This window comes from Deinococcus sp. (genome assembly GCF_018260405.1).
Classification (GTDB): domain Bacteria; phylum Deinococcota; class Deinococci; order Deinococcales; family Deinococcaceae; genus Deinococcus.
The window spans coordinates 44,387-62,717 of the sequence record NZ_JAGLBG010000003.1 but is presented as its reverse complement, the minus strand read 5'-3'; the positions used below and the strand labels follow the sequence as shown (position 1 = coordinate 62,717).

Genomic DNA, 18,331 nt, shown 5'->3' with positions numbered 1-18,331 from the left:
CAAGTCCGGCCAGCACGAACAGCAGAATGCAACGGCACACCGCCGCAGTCTGGGACAGCTCTGTATGCTGGGCTTATGCCTGCCGCTTTCCGACCAGATTTTGACCTCATCGTGGTGGGCGCGGGCCACAACGCGCTGATTACCGCCGCCTACGCTGCCAAAGCGGGCCTGAAAGTCGCGGTCTTCGAGCGGCGGCACATCGTCGGCGGCGCGGTCAGCACCGAGGAACTGGTGCCCGGCTACCGCTTTGACTACGGCGGCAGCGCCCACATCCTGATTCGGCTGACCCCGGTGGTGCAGGAGCTGGAGCTGACGCGCTACGGCCTCCATTACCTGGAACTTGACCCGATGTTTCACGCTTCCGGCGGCGAAACGCCCTGGTTCATGTGGCGCGACGCGGGCCGCACCGCCGACGAACTGGACAATCTCTTTCCGGGTCAGGGCGCGGCCTACACCCGCTTTCTGAACGACTGGACACCCTTTGCCGAGTCGGTGGCCGAGCTGTTCATGTCGGCACCGGGGCCGCTGGAAATGGGGAAAATGGCCGTCAGCAGCGGTAAAGGCGGCGACGCGGGCGCACGCCTGCGCCGTATTCTGCGGCCTTACGGCGAGGTGGCGAAGGAGTATTTCAGCGAGGAGCGCGTGCGTGCGCCGCTCAACTGGATGGCGGCCCAGAGTGGTCCCCCGCCCACAGACCCCATCAGTGCGCCCTTTTTGCTGTGGCATTCGCTGTACCACAAAGGTGGCGTGGCCCGGCCCAAAGGCGGCAGCGGCGGACTAACACGGGCGCTGGCGCGGGCTATTGAGGCACACGGCGGGCAGATTTTTACCAGTGCCCCCGTGAAGGACATTCTGGTTACGGGTGGCCGGGCGCAGGGCATCCGGCTGGAGAGCGGTGAACTCTATACCGCCCGCGCCGTGGTGTCTGGCACACACATTCTGACCACGGCGGCGGCACTGCCAGACGAATATGTGCCAGCGGCGGCGCGTGAGGTACGCGTGGGCAACGGCTTCGGCCTGATTCTGCGTCTCGCCCTGAGTCAGCAGGTCAAGTACCGCGCGGAGCATGAACCCGCTCATTTTCATAAGAACAGTCGCGTCGGGCTGGGCCTGCTCATCAAAAACGAGCGCCAGTTGATGAAAGGCTACGGCGAATATCTGGCTGGTGAGCCGACCACCGACCCGCCGCTGATTGCCATGACTTTCAGCGCCGTGGACGACTCGCTAGCGCCGCCTGGTGGCGAGGTGCTGTGGCTCTGGGCGCAGTATTACCCCTATGAACTGGCGTCCGGCAACTGGGAGACGCGCACCGCCGAGGCCCGCGAGAACGTGCTGAGTGCCTTCGAGCACTACGCGCCCGGCACCCGCGAGAACATCGTGGGCGAACTGGTGCAGACCCCGCTGTGGCTAGAGCAGAATCTGGGCCTGCACCGGGGCAACGTGATGCACCTGGAAATGACCATTGACCAGATGTTTGCCTTCCGGCCCTGGCTGGAGGCCAGTCAGTACCGCTGGCCGGGAGTTAGGGGTTTATACCTGACCGGCGCGAGCACCCACCCCGGCGGCGGCATCATGGGCGCGAGCGGGCGCACGGCGGCGCGGGTGATTATCAGCGACCTCACGCGGCGGGGGTGGAAGTGAGTGTAGTATGACCTACCTCCAGTACCACCTCACCTTTATCGTTCCCGTGCTAGCGCTGCTGCTGTACCTCACGCGGCGCCGGGCCGGGCCGCTAGCGGGCCTTCTGAACGCGGATGACCGTTGGACGCGCGGCTGGCTGCTGGGGCTGGTGGCGGTGGCATTCGTGTACACCACGCCCTGGGACAACTACCTGGTGTTCAAGCGTGTCTGGAGCTATCCGCCGGAGCGGGTGCTGGGGCGCATCGGGTACGTGCCTTACGAAGAATATGCCTTCTTCGTTCTCCAGACGCTTATGACGGGCCTGTTTACCCTGTGGCTGCTGCGGCGTGAGCGCGAGAGTGCGCCGCCCGCTGCCCCCTGGGTGCGCTGGGGTGGCGCGGCGCTGCTGCTGGGGCTGGCGCTGCTAGGGGCGTTTTGTCTGCGCCAGCCCCAGTCCTTTTACCTGGGCCTCATTCTGGGCTGGGCTTACCCGGTGCTGGCGGGGCAATGGGCTTTCAGCGGGGATTTGGTCTTCAGCCGTCCGCGCCTGTTCTGGACAGCCACGCTGCTGCCCACGCTTTACCTGTGGCTGACCGACGCTTTCGCCATTCACGAAGGCATCTGGCACATCGCGCAGCGGTATACGCTTGGGCTGTACGCCGGGCCGCTGCCTTTTGAAGAAGCCCTGTTTTTTCTGACGACCAACCTGCTGGTGTCGACCGGGCTGCTGCTCTTCTTGCACCCCGAATCTAGGCGGCGGCTGGAGCGCTCACTTCCCCTTCTCAAGCCCTGGCTGATCCTGAGCGCCCTCTCGCTGCTGCTGAAAGTGCCGGTTCCCCTGTGGCCCGCCGGATTTCCGCTGCTGGCGACGGCGAGTATGCTGGCCCTGTGCGGCGCGGCCCTAAGTTACGCCGCTGGCCTGAGCGGGGAAGCGCGGGCGGGCTGGACAAGGGCACTGGGAATGGCCGCTCTGGGCCTGGGCGCTGGCTGGGCGGTGGAATACCTGGGGTCTCAGACCGGAGTTCCGTTTGGCCGCTACAGTTACGCGGGCGCACCCGGCCCCACGCTGCTGGGCGTGCCGCTGCTGGTGCTGCTAGGCTGGTTCGCGCTGAGCCTCCTGGCGACCCGGTTCGCGGGCGGGCGGCCCCTGCTGGCGGGCCTGCTGCTGGTCGCCTGGGATGTGGGCCTGGAACCGCTGATGACCTCCCAGCACTTCTGGACGTGGCATGACCCGCGCCCGCTGTGGGCCGGGGCACCGCTCCAGAATTTTCTGGGCTGGTGGGTGGTCGGCAGCGCCCTCAGCTGGGCTTTTGTCCGGCTGGCCCCGGCCTTGCGGCGACCTGTTTCGGGGCTGGATTTCGGGCATTATCTGCCAGTAGAGGCGCTGTTTTTGCCTGCTGGCCTGTGGCTGCTGGGGATGCCGGGCGCGGCAGCAGTCACGCTGCTGGTGATGCTGGGGGCGCTAGGGCTGGTGCTGGCGCTGGCACGGTGGCGGGCATGAACTGGGGCCGACTGAATCACTGGTGGATCACTCTGCTGGTGCGCCGCTCTATCCGGCAAAACCTGCGCAGGAGCCTCGCGGGGGTGTGGCTGTACGGTAGGGTGCCACGCGGCGCGGCGCTGCTGGCCCCCAATCACGCTTCCTGGTGGGACGGTTACCTGCTGGCCGAACTGGGCTGGGCTTGCCTTCACCCCTTTCAAATCATGATGACCGACGCGCAACTGGCCCGCTTTCCCTTCCTGCGCCTGATTGGCGCGCGCGGGCAGCGTGAAGTTCGTTCGCTGCGGCGTGGCTTACGTGCTGGTGAGTGGGCGGTGGTGTTTCCGGCGGGCGAAATCCGGCACCCGGCGGCCCTGTTGCCGCTGCACCCGGGCGCCGCGTGGCTGGCCGGGCGTGAGCATGTCGCGCTGTTTCCCGTCGCGGTGCGGGTAGTGCTGCGCGGGTCGCAGTGGCCGGAAGCGTTTCTGCGCCTGGGTGAGCCGTGCGCCCCCAACGAGCTGGAAAGCGCCCTGGCGGCTGTGCTGGCGCAACTTGAAGAGGATTTGAAAACAGTCCCTGCCGACCAGCCGCCGCCCGGCTATCTGTGCCTGCTACGCGGGCGGGCGAGCCGTCATAACCGGGTGGACTGGCCGTCGAGAATGCTGGCGTGGCTAGGCGGTACGAGAAGTAGAGGGTAAATGTCTGCTGTAGGGCAGAATAACGTATGACCCGTGACCTCAAGCCCCGTGAAAAAGTCCTGGCGGCCTCGTTTGTCGGCCTGGGGCTGCTGCATTTTGTGCGCCCCGCCGCCTTCGACCAGATTGTGCCGCCGTCCACGCCCCTGACGCCGCGTCAGGCCACTGCCCTCAGCGGCGTGGCCGAAATTGCGGGCGGAATCGGGCTGCTCTTGCCCGCCACCCGCCCGGCGGCCCGCTGGGGCCTGCTGGCGCTGCTGCTGGCGGTCTATCCGGCCAACATCTACATGGCGCAGTACCCCGAAAAATTTGGTGTGCCGCGCTGGGTCACCTGGGCCCGCCTGCCGCTGCAACCGCTCCTGATGTGGGCGGTGTACCGGGCTGGCCGCTAAATGATTCAGACGGCTTCGTTAACAACTCTCCCAGGGACGGGGGTGCTCACTGCACGCCTGACAGTTCTCTTTGCCCTGCTCAGCTCTAGGCGTCCGCTTAACCGGAGTCCGTATGCAACGGCGTGATGACGGGCCGCCCTTTGCCGACAGACTGATCAACGGCCTGACCCTGGGCTTTTTTGCCGTCAAGCTCGGCACGCTGCTGGTCAATGCCTTTACCTTTCCCCGGCTGAAGGCGGCCACTGACCCGGCCCGGCCCAGCCGCGCTTCTATTCTGATTCCGGCCCGCGATGAGGCGCACAACCTGCGCGAAACCCTGCCGCCGCTGCTGGCTCAGGGAGCGCTGGAAGTCATTGTGCTGGACGACAGCAGCACCGACAAAACCGTTGAGGTGGCGCGGGAGCTGGGAGCACGGGTCATCAGCGGGCAGCCGCTTGCGGCAGGTTGGGTCGGCAAAACCTGGGCCTGTCAGCAACTGGGACAGGCCGCGCACGGTGAGCTGCTGATTTTTACCGACGCGGACGTTCACTGGCATCCGGGCGCACTGAGGGCTGTCGTGGCCGAGTTAGAACGCACCCAGGCCGGGCTGCTGAGTATCTTTCCCAGGCAGGACAACCGCACCCTGGGCGAGCGGCTGCTGACGCCGCAGGTGGACACGACCATCCTGAGCCTGTTTCCCGCGCCCCTGCTGCGGTTGCCCTATGCCGCCGCCGCCGCCAACGGGCAGGTGATGGCCTTCCGGCGGGCGACTTACGAGAAGCTTGGTGGGCACGCCTGCGTTCAGGCCGAGCTGCTCGAAGACGTGACCTTTGCCCGGCGGGTCAAGGGGGCGGGAGAACGGCTGAGTCTGGCCCTGGGCCGCGAATTTATCGGCGTGCGGATGTATCAGTCCTACCCGCAATCGGTGCGCGGCCTGGCCCGGAGCGCCTTGCCCCTGCATGGCGGGCGTCGTGAACTGCTGGTCGTTAATACCGTCCTGCAAGCCGTTTTCTACACCCTGCCCCTGCTGCGTCGGCAGCGTGGTCTGGTCGCCCTGGGCCTGCTGGAATCGCTGGCGGTGCGCTGGCTGACGGGCCGCAACCGCACCTCCGAACTGGCCGAGGTCGGCATGACGCCCCTACAGCCGCTGTTTTACGTGCCCGTCGTCTGGACGGCCATCAGAAAACGCACGCGCTGGAAGGGCCGTGAGTATGAGGTGTAAGACAGGCCCTACGGACTGCGCTCTATTCCGCTCTCGGCAGTCCGTACCGACTCAGCGCTCGCGGGACAGCCAGTACAGCAGGCCCAGGGTACCCGCAGCCAGCGCCAACAGAGGCAACGCCGAGGAGTGCGGGGCGGGGTCGTCAAAATGCGCCTGATGCTCCCGCAGTGCCGCGCCCAGATCATGGCCGCTCAACGCCTTGCCGTGCCCAACCGCCAGCAATTCGGGAGTCAAGTCGGCCAGGCGGCCTACCGATGCACGCCCGTCGCTGCGTGACTGGTACAGAAAAGCGTGCGAGATGCGGGCCGGTTCGCCCGTGAACAGGTTGACCGGGTTGCGTGCATTCGCGGTGCTGACGGCGTCGCCCACGATGATGGTCTGGTCGGCCTCACGCCACAGCGACAGATGCCCCGGAGTGTGTCCCGGCGTGGGCACCCAGCGCCAGCCCGGCAGGTGGGGCACGCTGCCGTCGCCAGGAAGGGCGTGAACGTGGGGCCGCAGGTCAGGGGCCGCGCTGCTGCGCCCACCCAGCTGATATTTAGCCTGCCCAGTCAGAAAGGGAAGTTCGGTGGCGTGGGCGTACACCGGCACGGGCCACGCCTCCCGCAGCCGTTTGACGCTTCCCACGTGGTCAACGTGGCCATGGGTCAGGATGATGGCGCTGGGCGGACGTGAGCCGTGAATCTGCTGGGCCGCCCGCCCGATAAAGCCAGCGTCCAGCGGCGTGCCGGAATCCACCAGCACCCACTCGCCGCCCGGCTGTCCCAGGAAATAGGCATTGACGATGGGTAGGCGGACTTGCACCACATCGGGCCGCAGGAACGTGGTGCCGCCCAGCAGGGAGGGGTAGGCCGCAGGGGAGAGGGTCATTGCCAGACCTCGCATTGATGAGAGGTGCGGAAATCGCCCACCACGCCGACCTTCTCGGGGTGGAAAGCCATCACGTTGCTGCCTGCCGCGTTCAGCCGGGGCCACTCGGTGAGACCTGCGCCGTTAGGATTTCCCGTGCGGGCGAAGTTGGCCCAGTAGGTCCGCATGGTTCGGCTGAGGGCCAGTTGCGCCGCCGAGAAGCGCGAATAGTCGCCCAGGGCCGCCGAAGCGCCCATGATGCCCGCGACCTCTGCCGAGTGGTAGGCCCCAAAGCTTGGCACGGCGACGCTGGGTTGCAGGTACTGGTTGTATGGCACGCTAGGGTCACGAAACTCGTAGGCGTAGACCGGCACCTGTGCGCTGCGGCCACGGGCCAGATCGCTGGTAGGGCAGGCAAAGAGACTGTCAGTGGCCTGCGTAGCGGCAGCCAGCGCACGGGTAGGGTAGTTATGCGGCGGGTAGTATTTCAGCCCCTTGAAGACGGCGCTGATGCCCCCAAAGACATAGTTGGCGCCCAGATATTCCGCCAGGTTGAGATCGCGCCCCGGTTGACTGGCGAAGGCCGCGAAGATAGTGCCCTCGTCCTGGTTGCTGCCTATCAGCAGCGGCACGGGAGCCACCGCTGCTGGACTGCCCCCCTGGCGGAACACAGCGTTAGGCGACGCGGGCAGCGTGGGGTCGCCGTACAGCGGCGGGAAAGCGACATTGGCGGGCAATCCCTTGGGCTGAGCCTGCACCACTTTTTCCAGCGGGATCGCACGTAAACAGGCGGCGTCGGCAGGCGTACAGCCCAGGGCCTCAGCCGCGCTGATGCTCTTTTCCACCGCCACGTTGCGCGGCGCGGTCAGTTGCGCGTCCAGGCAGGGGCCGCTTTGAATAATGGCCTTGTCAAAGAGGCCACGGGCACCCGGCATCAGCAGGTGCTGGCACAGGCTCATGCCGCCTGCCGACTCGCCGAAAGCAGTCACGTTAGCCGCGTCGCCACCGAATGCAGCGATGTTCTGGCGCACCCATTTTAGGGCCAGTTGCTGGTCAAGCAGGCCATAGTTCCCGACCGACCCGTTTTCTTCCAGCCCAGGCAAGGCCATAAAGCCTAGCGCTCCCAGGCGGTAGTTCAGCGTCACCACGACCACGTTCTGCTCGCGGGCCAGAGTCCGGGGGTTGTAATCACTGCCCGCGCCAGTGGTAAAGCTGCCGCCGTGAATCCAGACCATCACGGGTAGGTTTTTGGCGTTGGCCGGGGCGTATATATTCAGGAACAGGCAGTCTTCTGCGCCGCGCACTATGCCCTGCGTCTGTCCAGGCAAGCTCAGGTACTGCGGGCAGGCCGCGCCGGGTTGCAGGGCCGGGCGCTCCTGAGTCCAGGCAGGCAGCGCCTGAGGCGAGCGCCAGCGCAGCGCCCCGACCGGCGGCTGAGCGTAGGGAATTCCTTCCCAGACGCTCAGACCATTGGCCATTGACCCCACCAGCGGGCCAGCAGGGGCCGTTATCCGGGTGGCCGGGTCAGGCGCAGCGGCAGGCAGCGGCGTGAGCGAGAGCTGCGCACAAGCGCTGCCCAGCAGACCTGCAATAGAAACGGCAGTCAGTTTATGAATCACCATGACATCTCCAGAAATGGGATAGAGCCGTAAGCACCAGAGTGTGTTGGTGGCTCACGGCCCGCAAGGTTAGGGGCCCAGGTTCAGACTCAGCTTAGAGCAGCGGCGCGGTTTCGGCGACCAGCTTGACTTCAATGTTGCCGCGAGTGGCGTTGGAATACGGGCAGACCTGATGGGCGATTTCCAGCAGTTCGTGGGTCTTTTCTGCGGTCTGCTCGGGAATATAGACGTGCAGTTCCACGCCCAGCACGTACTGGGTTTCGGTTTTGGCGTACAGGCTGACAAACGCTTTGGCCTGCGCCGCGCTGGTGTTCACGCTCTGGCGGCGGCCCACCTCACCCAGGGCCGAGAGGAAACAGGCCGCGTAGCCCGCTCCGAACATCTCCTCGGGGTCGGTGCCTTCACGCTCGCTGTGGGCGGGGCGGGTCTGTAGGTGCAGGCGCTGCTCACCCAGGTACACGTCGCCGTTGCGGCCACCGGTGGCAATAGAGGACGTGGTGAACAGTTTCTTCATTTCGGTCTGGGGTTGCTCGGTCTGGGTCATCTGGATTCTCCTTATTGATTGCAATTTGCAATTATAGGCGCAAAACCCAGGGCGCCGAGAAAGCGGGTCATGTCCCAACAAAGAATTAAGCCCACGACTTGTACAGCAGTGGCTTGTGCCCGCACCGTGATTTCCTGACATGCGATGCCAGCGCGTCAGCCGCCCTCACACAGAGCTGCCTCTACCACACAGAGCCGCCTCTACTGGGCGGTCCAGCCACCGTCTACCGGCAGCGCGGCTCCTGTGATGCCGCTAGCGGCCTCGCTGCACAAAAAGGCCACCACTTCACCGATCAGCGCAGTGGGCAGCAGGGTCAGGTTCGGCTGCTTGGCCGCCAGAAGGTCGCGTACTCCGGCGTCGCGGTCGCCGCCGTGCCTGGCGGCGCGTTCCTGAATCTGTGGCTCGATCAGTGGCGTTTCGGTCCAGCCCGGGCAAATGGCGTTGACGGTGATGCGGTCGGTCGCCGTTTCCAGCGCCACCACCTTGGTCAGCCCGACCAGCCCGTGCTTGGCCGCCACATAAGCCGCCTTGTGCACCGAGCCGACCAGTCCGTGTACCGAGGCGACGTTCACGATGCGGCCCCAGCCGCGCCGCCGCAGTTCCGGCACGGCGGCCTGGGTCAGCAGGAACGGGGCACGCAGGTTGATCGCCTGAACCGCGTCCCATTGTTCCAGTGGGAACGACTCGACGGGCGCGGTGTGCTGGATGCCCGCGTTGTTAACCAGAATATCCAGACCGCCAAGGTGAGCGCTCACCTGTCCGACCAGCGCCCTCGCCTCGGCGGCGTTGCTCAGGTCGGCGGGCATGAAGCGTACCCGTACCTGCCAGTCCTGACTGAGCAACGCCGCCTGCTCCTCGCCTTCTTGCACCGTACACAGGCCGTGCAGGGCAAGGTCGGCTCCCTGGCGGGCCAGGGCCTGGGCGACCGCTAGACCGATGCCCTGGGTTGAGCCGGTCACTAGCGCGGTTTTGCCTTTCAGATTCACTTCGTTCACCTCTTAGGGGTAGGGGAGAGCATGAGGCTGGATACTGGGCGAAAACGGGCGCGGAGTCGGGCCTTGAGCACCGCACAGCAGTTGTCCCTGGGCGGCGAGTCTGGAAAGTCGAACTGCGTCAAGCAGGCAGGGGCCAGATTCAGTGGCGGCGCTCCAGAATGCTGACGTAGTTGGCGACCGCCAAGCCGCCCATGTTGAACACCCCGGCCAGTTTGGCCCCCGGCACCTGAAGATCTCCGGCCTCACCGCACAGCTGCATGGCCGACAGCACGTGCATCGACACGCCGGTTGCGCCGATGGGGTGGCCCTTGGCTTTCAGGCCGCCCGACGGGTTCACGGGCAGTGCGCCGCCAGGGTACACCGTGCCGTCAAGCAGCGGGCGCTCGCCCTGGCCCGGCCCGGCCAGCCCCATCGCCTCGTAGGTGAGCAGTTCGGCAATGGTAAAGCAGTCGTGGATTTCGGCGAACGACAGGTCATGCACGTTGCAACCCGCCTGATTCAGTGCCTGCTCCCAGGCCCGGCGGGGCCCCTCGAACGAGGCGGCGTCCCGGCGCGACATCGGCAGATAGTCGTTGACCTGCGCCCTGGCCCGGAACCCCACCGCACGCGGAAACTGGTCGGCCAGCGACTCGTCGACCAGCACCAGCGCGGCGGCTCCGTCGGAAACCAGAGAGCAGTCGGTCATCCGCAGCGGCGCGGCAATCATGGGGTTCTTGTCGGACACGGTGTTGCAAAAGTCAAATCCCAGATCCTTACGCATCTGGGCATAGGGGTTGCGAACCCCATTGGCGTGGTTCTTGGCGGCGATGCGGGCCATGGTCGCGGAGTGGTCGCCGTAGCGCTCAAAGTACTGCTGCGCGATCATGCCAAAGATGCCGGGAAAGGTCAGTCCGATGGCGGCTTCTTCGCGCACGTAAGAGGCGTTGCCCAGCACGCGCGTCACCTCGGGGCCGGAAATGCCGGTCATCTTCTCCGCTCCCACAACCAGGGCGACCTTTGCGCGGCCCGCCTCAATAGCGTTGCAAGCGGCGTCAATGGCTGCGGCCCCGGAAGCGCAGGCATTCTCGACACGCGTAGCAGGCGTCCAGCGCAATTCGTCGTCGGCCTGAAGCACCAGCGAGGCACAGAAATTGTCAGGCACAAAACCGCCGTTAAGCTGGCCCAGCCAGATGCCGTCCACCTGCCCGGCGGCCAGCCCCGCGTCTTGCAGTGCGCCGCGTGCCGAGTGCGTAATCAGGGCTTCAAGGTCCAGTTCGGGGTGTTTGCCGAAAGGCAGATGTGACCAGCCAACCATGTAAGGCTTCATAAACGTCCTCCTGTGCGCCGCAATTGGGGTGAATTTACTCTAGAGCATTTTGCCTGTGGGTTCAGGGACGCTGGGGTTTCGGGGCCGCCTGCTGTCCCGGCTTCCTGTGTACTGATGTAGGGCATAAGTGTACCAGGGCTATACCGCCGCGCTCCCGTCCTGTCTGCGCCCCTGGCTGCCAGCCGCTTACCAGTCCTCGACCTCACCCGCGACATCGTTATCCTGCACTGCAACGTAGCGGCGCGTGGTATCGACCGAGGAATGCCCCAGAAAGAGCCCCACCCGTGTAAAGTCCCGTGTCGCCTGATAGAGCCGCGTGCCTGAGTGCTTTCTGGCGGCGTGGAAGCCGCGCCACTCGAACCCAGCAGCCTTGAAGGCTTTTGTGGCGCGGTAGGCGGCCTGCCCGTAATCCCAGTCAAAATAGTGACCATCCGTATCCACTGGGCTAAGGCTTTCCAGCACCTTCCTGACCCGCGCTCCCAGTGGCACCCTTCTGACCTTTCCACCTTTGCCCTGAACCACCAGGGTGCGGCCCTGAACATCGCCCTGCCGGACAGCCAGCGCTTCACTTGCGCGTAGGCCAGCGTGGGAACACAGCACAATCAGGGCCTCCAGACGTGGCCCGGCCTGAAGCAGCACAGGGTCTATTTCTTCCATATAAGGCGGGTTCTTGACGATGCCAGGCGTGGGGTCACTGGGAACGTACACATCTTCAAAGGGCTGCGCTTCAGTGGCCCCCGCCCAGCGGAGGGCGCGGTACAGTGCCCGCACGCCCGCCGTGTACTGGGCGATAGTGGCCGCCGACAGCACTCCCTGCTTGCCTTTGCCCGCCGTAGGCCTCCGTTGCAGGTGAGCCAGGTAGCGCCCACCATCCCGCTTGCCTGGGCGCAGCAGCGACATGCCGTTCTCGCTAGCCCAGGGAACGAAATCCCGCACGGCCAGCGAATAGGCGTCCAGAGTCTTGCGGCTGGTGCGTGCGCTTTTGCGAGACGACGTGGACATGTAAGCCAGCAGCACCAGCACCAGCGCTCCGGTGTCGTAAGTGGCCGCCGCCTCGACGGCCCGAACTCTTAAGCTCTGGTCGGTGAGGTCGGCAAAGCTTAGGGCAGTTTGGACAGGAACGAGTTCACCAGACATACGCTTATTTTAGAACTAAGTCTGATTAGTATGAAAACCCTCAAGAGTAAACCTCCGTTCACCTTGACTTAAATCGCCATTCATAACTGGCCCCCTTTCTTTTCCCTGCTCACCGGGGAATACTCTGGCCATCATGCCTGATCCGTATCCCCCACCAAGTTCCCTGAAAGCCCGCCTCAGTAAGTGGCTTTTACAGGAAGAAGAAACCCCGCCACAGCCCGAGGGATTTTACGAAAATGAGAGTGAGGTCAAGGCCCACGCTCACACCGAACCCTGGTGGAAGGTCATGTGCCTGACGGGGGTGGATTACTTCTCGACGCTGGGGTATCAGCCCGGCATTGCGGCGCTGGCTGCGGGGATTTTAGCCCCTATCGCCACGCTGGTGCTGGTGCTGGTCACGCTGTTCGGGGCGCTGCCCATGTACCGCCGCGTGGCCGTCGAAAGCCCGCACGGCGACGGCTCGATCAGTATGCTCGAGCGGCTGCTGTCGTACTGGCCGAGCAAGATTCTGGTTCTGATTCTGATCGGCTTCGTGGCGACTGGATTTATCATCACCATCACCCTCTCGGGTGCCGACGCGGCGGCGCACTTGGTCGAAAACCCGCTGGTGAGCGGCGTACTGAGCGGTAAACAGGTGGCGGTCACGCTCGTTATGCTGGCGCTGCTCGGCGCGGTCTTTCTCAAAGGCTTTAAGGAAGCGGTTGGGATTGCCGTGGTGCTGGTCGGCGTTTACCTGGGCCTTAGCGTGGTCGTTATTCTTAAAGGTCTGGCCGAGATCAACGCGCACCCTGAGGTGATCAGCCACTGGCGCGACATGCTGAGCACCGGCTTTCGCTCTCCCCTGGCCCTGATCGGCGCGGCGCTGCTGGTCTTTCCCAAACTGGCCCTGGGGCTTTCGGGCTTCGAGACGGGCGTGGTGGTCATGCCTCTGGTTCAGGGCGACGCCACCGATACCGAGGCCAATCCTGCTGGGCGCATTCGCAACGGCCAGAAACTGCTGACCACGGCCGCCAGCATCATGAGCGTGCTCCTGGTCACTTCGTCGCTGGTCACCACACTGCTTATTCCCCGCCACGAATTCTGGGCCGGAACCAGCGTGACGCATGAGGTCAATTCGTCGGACTTGCAAGCTGGCCGGGCCACCGTGAACGTGCCACTGGACAATCCGAACACCCCACGCGACGTCTATACCCTGCACATTCCAGCGGCTCAGAGGGGAACTTACACCTTGCAGGCGGATACGGTGGGCGGCCAGATGCCGATTAACGTCACGGTGACGCCGCAAGGCCCGACCACCAAAGTTTATGTGGAGACCCCGGCAGGCAAAGCCAACGGACGCGCCCTGGCTTACCTGGCGCACGAGCGGCTGGGCGGGGCGTTCGGCACGGCGTATGACATCTCGACCATCTTGATTCTCTGGTTCGCGGGGGCCTCGGCCATGGCCGGACTGCTTAATATCGTGCCGCGCTTTTTGCCGCGTTACGGCATGGCCCCCGACTGGAGCCGCGCCCACCGCCCGCTGGTGCTGCTGTATGTGGTGATCGCCTTTACGGTCACGCTGGTCTTTAAGGCCAATGTAGACGCGCAGGCCGCCGCCTACGCCACGGGCGTGCTCGCCATGATGACCAGCGCCGCTGTCGCCGTGACCCTGATTTCACTGCGGCGCAAGCACCGGGCCGAGGCCATCATGTTCGGCATCATCAGCGCCATCTTTATTTACACCAGCGCCGTCACGGTTCTTAGCGATCCCAAGGGCCTCTATATCGCTCTGGTGTTTATTGCTCTGGTGCTGAGCGTCGGGGTGACTTCGCGGGCCTCGCGCTCGTTCGAGTTGCGCGTCAGCAGCGTAGAGTTCGACGAATCGGCCAAAACCCTCCTGCGTCATTTTCCGGTGCGGCCTATTCGTCTGGTGTCGCATCACCCGGGCCGCACCACCATTGATGAGTACAGCAAGCAGGAAATGGGCGTGCGCCAGATGGTTCACCTGCCCGCCGACGAACCCTTTATCTTCCTGGAAATCGAACTGGACGACGCCAGTGAATTTACCGACGTGGTCGAAGTTTCCGGCTTGATGGTCGGCCCGTACAGTATTCTCAAGGCGCGTGGTTCCAGCATTCCCAACACCATCGCCGCCGTGATGCTCAATTTGCGCGGCGACGGTGTGCCCCCGCAGGTCTACATGCGCTGGACCGAAGAAGACCCCATTCATCTGCTGATGGACTTCCTGATTGGCGGGCGCGGAGACGTGCCGCCGATTACCCGCGAGATTCTGCGCCGAGCCGAGCCGGACCGGGCCCGTCGCCCTATCGTTCACGTCGGCGGCTAAATTCCTGGGGCGCAAGCAGACAACTGAATCACGCAGACACTTGAACCATGCAGACACTAGACGGCGGGGACATTCCATTTGAACGGAGTGTCCCCGCCTGTTTAACTGGGACGCTGCGGGTTGGCGCTCAAGGTTCATCCGCTGTCCATCCGCGCAGGTCACGCCCTCCCCTCTTTGCGAACTGCTCACCCTTCTAACGTCCGGATCAGTCCGGAGGGGCGACTTTTCCCAGTACCAGATCGGCGGCTTTTTCGGCAATCATGACTGTCGGGGCCTGGGTGTTGGAACTGATCAGCCGGGGCATCACCGAGGAGTCGCAGATTCGCAGGCCGCGCAGGCCGTGAACCCGCAGTTGCGGATCGACCACGGCCATCTGGCCCGCGCCCATGGCACAGGTGCCGACCAGATGGCTGGCCGAGCGCCCCAGCCCGCGCACATAGTTTTCCCGCCCCGAGCGCAGGCTCAGGTCGTGCCCTTCACTGAGCACCCTGGTGCCGTACCGCGCCAGGGCAGGCTGCGAAACGATATCGAGACACTGTTCGAGGGCCTGCACATTCATTTCCAGATCCAGCGGGTCGGCCAGATAGTTGGGATCAACCTGGAGCGAATCTAGCGGGTCGGCAGAAATCAGGCTGAGCCGTCCACGGCTGCGCGGGCGCGAAAAGTTGGTGTCGAACTTGCAACCGTAGCCCGGCGGCACCAGGGAACCGGCGCTCTGGCCGTCGAGGGCTGGTAGAAAGTGGTGTTGCAGGTCAGGCTGCGTGGGTCGGCGCCCAGAGTAGGAAAAGCCGCCGACTTCCACCCCGGTAGAAGACGCCGGGCCAGAATGCCGCAGCAGGTAGTCGAGGCCCACCCGCAGCGTGTCGCGCCGGAGCCGCCTGTATTGATCGATGCCCAGGCGCTGCCCCACCTGACACACCACATGAACCGCGTAATGGTCATGCAGATTCTGACCGACGCCCGGCAAGTCTACTTTTGGCACGACTCCGTGCGCCCGAAGGTCGGCTGGGTCGCCGATGCCCGAAAGCATCAGCAGGCGGGGAGAACCGAGGCCCCCCGCCGTCACCAGCACCTCGCGGCTGGCAAAGAACTGCTCGCGCTGTCCGCCCGCGTTCAGAACCTCGACCCCGTAGACCTGATCGCCCGCCAGCAGCAACCGGGTCAGTCGGCGGCCCGTTCTGAGCGTCAGGTTAGGCCGCTGAAGCGCCGGGCGCAGGTAGCCCGAGGCGGTACTCCAGCGCTTGCCCCGGTAAGTCGTCGTCTGATAGGGGCCGACCCCGTACTGCGTAGCCCCGTTAAAGTCGTCACTGTAGGGCAGGCCGTGCTGCTGCGCCGCCTCGATCCAGGCGGCACTCAGGGGATTGAGCGTCGCCGGATCCGAAACTTTGAGTGGACCAGTTTGCCCATGCCACGGCGGGCCGAGCCGTGCATTGCCCTCCGAACGAAGAAAATACGGCTGCACGTCTTTGAAGCTCCAGCCGACACAGCCGTATTCGCTGGCCCACTCGTCGTAGTCGCCGGGCTGCCCACGCGTGAATACCTGGGCATTGACCGATCCCCCGCCCCCGATGACCCGCCCCTGCGCCAGTGGAATCCGGCGCCCATAACAGTGCCGCTGCGGGGTCGTGGCAAAGCGCCAATCGTAGCGTCCCAGCAAAAAGCCGTAGCCGGGCGGCAGATGGATCATAGGGTTGGAGTCCGGCGGCCCGGCTTCCAGCAGCAGCACCCGCACATCGCGCTCTACCGTCAGGCGGTTGGCCAGGACGCAGCCTGCTGTGCCCCCGCCAGCGATGATGTAGTCGAAATTGTGCTGATCCATATTTTCCCCAGAGAACGACCCGATGAGATACCATCAGTACTTACCTTCTTTTCACTGGTTGACCGGCGAAGACCACCTGGCGGCGTCCGGTTCACCATGCTGTGCCGGTTCACTATAAAGAGGTGCTCCCGGAGTAACGGTAAGGTTGACCGTCTGTGTGACGCCAAAAGGGCTGAGGCAAATCGCAGAGAAAGAGCAGTTCTCCAAATTACGGGCACGTCGGAACAACACCGCCGCCCCCTTCATTCTACGTCCTACTCTTTCTTTTTCACTCGTTCCACTCGGCAAAAAGAGGGTCAAAAGAGCACCATCTTTTTGCAAAATGCTCTAAGAATGCCACTCTTTCGCTCCTCGGGCATAGGATAGAAAACGACATGGAATGGTGGGAAAAGAGCGTCGTCTATCAAGTCTACCTGCCAAACGGTGTAGGCGACCCTGCGCGTCGTGACGGCCAAGTTCGATTATCTCGGCGCACTGGGCGTAGACGTGCTGCGGCTCTCCCCGGTCTATCAGTCGCCCAACGACGATACTTACGACATCAGCGACGATCTGGTTAAAACTCGACTTTCCGGACGGGATGGGCCATCCTGGACACTACCCCGGACACTCCCCGATTGCCGGGAACCACTTTCTTTTCAAGCGCAAGGAGCACACTATGACCGAGCTTCAGACTGACGTAATCGTGGTGGGTGCAGGACTGGCCGGGCTGGTGGCCGCCGCTGAACTGGCCGACGCCGGAAAACGGGTGCTGATCCTCGACCAGGAAGGCGAACAGAATCTGGGTGGGCAAGCCTTCTGGTCGCTGGGCGGACTGTTTTTTGTGGATAGCCCGGAGCAGCGCCGCCTCCAGATAACAGACTCGCTGGAACTGGCCTGGCGTGACTGGATGACGGCGGCGGCCTTTGACCGCCCCGAGGACTACTGGCCCCGAAAGTGGGCCGAAGCCTATCTGGAATTCGCGGCGGGCGAGAAACGCGAGTGGCTGCGCCAACAAGGGATGCGCTGGTTTCCGGCGGTGGGCTGGGCCGAGCGCGGCGGGGCCGGGGCCAGTCTGGCGGGCAACAGCGTCCCGAGGTTTCACCTCACCTGGGGCACTGGGCCTGGCGTCCTGGAGCCGTTCGTGCGGCGGGTGCGCGAGCATAAGCAGGCCGGGCGAATCGGCTTACTGTTTCGCCACCGGGTACGCGGGCTGCAAGTGGTGGGCGGCGCAGTAACGGGTGTGTACGGCGATAGGCTGGAACCCTCGGCGGTCGAGCGGGGAGAAAGCAGTTCGCGGGTGGTCGTGGGCGACTTCGACCTGAGCGCCCAGGCCGTGCTGGTGACTTCCGGCGGAATCGGCGGCAACCATGAACTGGTGCGGCGTTACTGGCCGACCGAGCGCCTCGGCCCCGCGCCCAGGCATCTGCTGAGCGGAGTGCCCAAACATGTCGACGGGCTGTTGCAGCAGCAACTGGTCGCGCAGGGTGCGAGCCTGATCAACCCCGACCGCATGTGGCACTACACCGAGGGCCTACACAACTGGAACCCCATCTGGCCAGGCCACGCCATTCGGGTGCTGCCTGGCCCCAGCAGCCTGTGGCTGGATCCGAGCGGCAGGCGGCTGCCTTTTCCGCACATTCCGGGTGCTAGCAGCTACGACACGCTGGGGCACATCACCACCAACGGGTACCCCTACACCTGGTTTTTGCTTAACCGTTCCATCATCAAAAAAGAATTCAGCCTCTCTGGAAGCGAGCAAAATCCGGATATCACGGGGCGGGACATCGGCCTCACACTCAAGCGCGGCGGCAAAAACGTGCAGGCCCCGGTGCAGGCGTTTATGGACCGGGGCCAGGACTTCGTGGTGCGCGGCACGCTAGCCGAACTGGTCCGGGGGATGAATGAGCTAGTGGGCAGCGACCTCCTGGAGTACGCCGTGGTCGAACGCGAGGTGCGCGACCGGGATTTACAGCTGGCGAACGCCGCAGGCAAGGACCCGCAGCTGGCTATCGTGCGCGGCGCACGGCAACTGCTTAGTGAACGCCTAACCCGCGTCGCTAAACCCGCTCCAATCCTCGACCCACAAAACGGCCCGCTCATCGCGGTGCGCATGAATATCATGACGCGCAAGTCGCTGGGTGGCCTGGAGACCGACCTTCAGGGGCGCGTGCTGGGTGAAAGTGGGCAACCCATCCCCGGCCTGTACGCCGCCGGAGAAGTGGCGGGCTTCGGCGGCGGCGGGTACCACGGCTACCGCGCCCTGGAAGGCACTTTCCTGGGTGGCTGCCTGTTCGGGGGGCGCACGGTGGGGCAAGCTATCGCAGCGGCGCTTTAGAGCACTTTGCATAGACAGGCCACGCTCGGATTGA

General features: G+C 64.4%; 15 protein-coding genes. 8 read left to right on the top strand and 7 right to left on the bottom strand.

The window, feature by feature from the left end:
• The first annotated feature begins 75 nt into the window (after window positions 1–75).
• The 5 genes from QZ269_RS01080 (at window position 76) to QZ269_RS01060 (ending at window position 5,388) form a co-directional block, all read left to right on the top strand.
• The gene (locus tag QZ269_RS01080; protein WP_291423372.1) at window positions 76–1,641 is read left to right on the top strand and encodes an NAD(P)/FAD-dependent oxidoreductase; all 1,566 of its coding nucleotides are present in this window, start codon (window positions 76–78) and stop codon (window positions 1,639–1,641) included.
• A gap of 7 nt (window positions 1,642–1,648) precedes the next feature.
• Window positions 1,649–3,121: a carotenoid biosynthesis protein gene (locus QZ269_RS01075; RefSeq protein WP_291423370.1), complete on the top strand. Its 1,473-nt coding sequence runs from the start codon at window positions 1,649–1,651 to the stop codon at window positions 3,119–3,121.
• On the top strand, window positions 3,118–3,798 hold the full coding sequence (locus QZ269_RS01070; protein ID WP_291423368.1) for a 1-acyl-sn-glycerol-3-phosphate acyltransferase: 681 nt from the start codon (window positions 3,118–3,120) through the stop codon (window positions 3,796–3,798). Before QZ269_RS01075 ends, QZ269_RS01070 begins: the two co-directional genes overlap by 4 nt.
• 26 nt (window positions 3,799–3,824) lie before the next feature.
• Window positions 3,825–4,187, top strand: coding sequence for a hypothetical protein (locus QZ269_RS01065; RefSeq protein WP_291423366.1), 363 nt, complete (start codon window positions 3,825–3,827; stop codon window positions 4,185–4,187).
• A 112-nt stretch (window positions 4,188–4,299) separates the two neighbouring features.
• Window positions 4,300–5,388, top strand: a complete 1,089-nt coding sequence (locus QZ269_RS01060) for a glycosyltransferase (protein ID WP_291423364.1) — start codon at window positions 4,300–4,302, stop codon at window positions 5,386–5,388.
• A gap of 51 nt (window positions 5,389–5,439) precedes the next feature.
• Here QZ269_RS01060 and QZ269_RS01055 read toward each other — a convergent pair whose 3' ends face one another.
• From QZ269_RS01055 to QZ269_RS01030, 6 genes are all read right to left on the bottom strand, one after another.
• On the bottom strand, window positions 5,440–6,258 hold the full coding sequence (locus QZ269_RS01055; RefSeq protein WP_291423362.1) for an MBL fold metallo-hydrolase: 819 nt from the start codon (window positions 6,256–6,258) through the stop codon (window positions 5,440–5,442).
• Window positions 6,255–7,859 (bottom strand): carboxylesterase/lipase family protein, encoded by a 1,605-nt coding sequence (locus QZ269_RS01050; protein ID WP_291423360.1) that lies wholly within the window; start codon window positions 7,857–7,859, stop codon window positions 6,255–6,257. Before QZ269_RS01050 ends, QZ269_RS01055 begins: the two co-directional genes overlap by 4 nt.
• Window positions 7,860–7,950: 91 nt before the next feature.
• Window positions 7,951–8,400, bottom strand: a complete 450-nt coding sequence (locus tag QZ269_RS01045) for an Ohr family peroxiredoxin (RefSeq protein ID WP_291423358.1) — start codon at window positions 8,398–8,400, stop codon at window positions 7,951–7,953.
• Window positions 8,401–8,600: 200 nt separating this feature from the next.
• Window positions 8,601–9,395, bottom strand: a complete 795-nt coding sequence (locus QZ269_RS01040; RefSeq protein WP_291423356.1) for a 3-hydroxybutyrate dehydrogenase — start codon at window positions 9,393–9,395, stop codon at window positions 8,601–8,603.
• A gap of 139 nt (window positions 9,396–9,534) precedes the next feature.
• Entirely contained in the window at window positions 9,535–10,701 is a 1,167-nt protein-coding gene (locus tag QZ269_RS01035; RefSeq protein ID WP_291423354.1) for an acetyl-CoA acetyltransferase, read from the bottom strand.
• Window positions 10,702–10,887: 186 nt separating this feature from the next.
• Complete coding sequence (locus QZ269_RS01030) at window positions 10,888–11,838, bottom strand: site-specific integrase (protein ID WP_291423352.1); 951 nt, start codon at window positions 11,836–11,838, stop codon at window positions 10,888–10,890.
• 133 nt (window positions 11,839–11,971) lie between these two features.
• Between QZ269_RS01030 and QZ269_RS01025 the strand changes: the two genes are divergently transcribed.
• Window positions 11,972–14,164, top strand: a complete 2,193-nt coding sequence (locus tag QZ269_RS01025) for an APC family permease (RefSeq protein WP_291423350.1) — start codon at window positions 11,972–11,974, stop codon at window positions 14,162–14,164.
• A 205-nt stretch (window positions 14,165–14,369) separates the two neighbouring features.
• On the opposite strand, the gene QZ269_RS01020 is transcribed toward QZ269_RS01025, so the two are convergent.
• Window positions 14,370–15,983 carry a GMC family oxidoreductase gene (locus QZ269_RS01020; protein ID WP_291423348.1) on the bottom strand — a complete coding sequence of 538 codons (1,614 nt, stop codon included), beginning with the start codon at window positions 15,981–15,983 and terminating at the stop codon, window positions 14,370–14,372.
• A 444-nt stretch (window positions 15,984–16,427) separates the two neighbouring features.
• Here QZ269_RS01020 and QZ269_RS01015 point away from each other — a divergent pair, with 444 nt between their 5' ends.
• Window positions 16,428–16,658: an alpha-amylase family glycosyl hydrolase gene (locus QZ269_RS01015; RefSeq protein WP_367272178.1), complete on the top strand. Its 231-nt coding sequence runs from the start codon at window positions 16,428–16,430 to the stop codon at window positions 16,656–16,658.
• Complete coding sequence (locus tag QZ269_RS01010; RefSeq protein ID WP_291423346.1) at window positions 16,639–18,297, top strand: FAD-binding dehydrogenase; 1,659 nt, start codon at window positions 16,639–16,641, stop codon at window positions 18,295–18,297. Before QZ269_RS01015 ends, QZ269_RS01010 begins: the two co-directional genes overlap by 20 nt.
• Window positions 18,298–18,331: the final 34 nt, after the last annotated feature.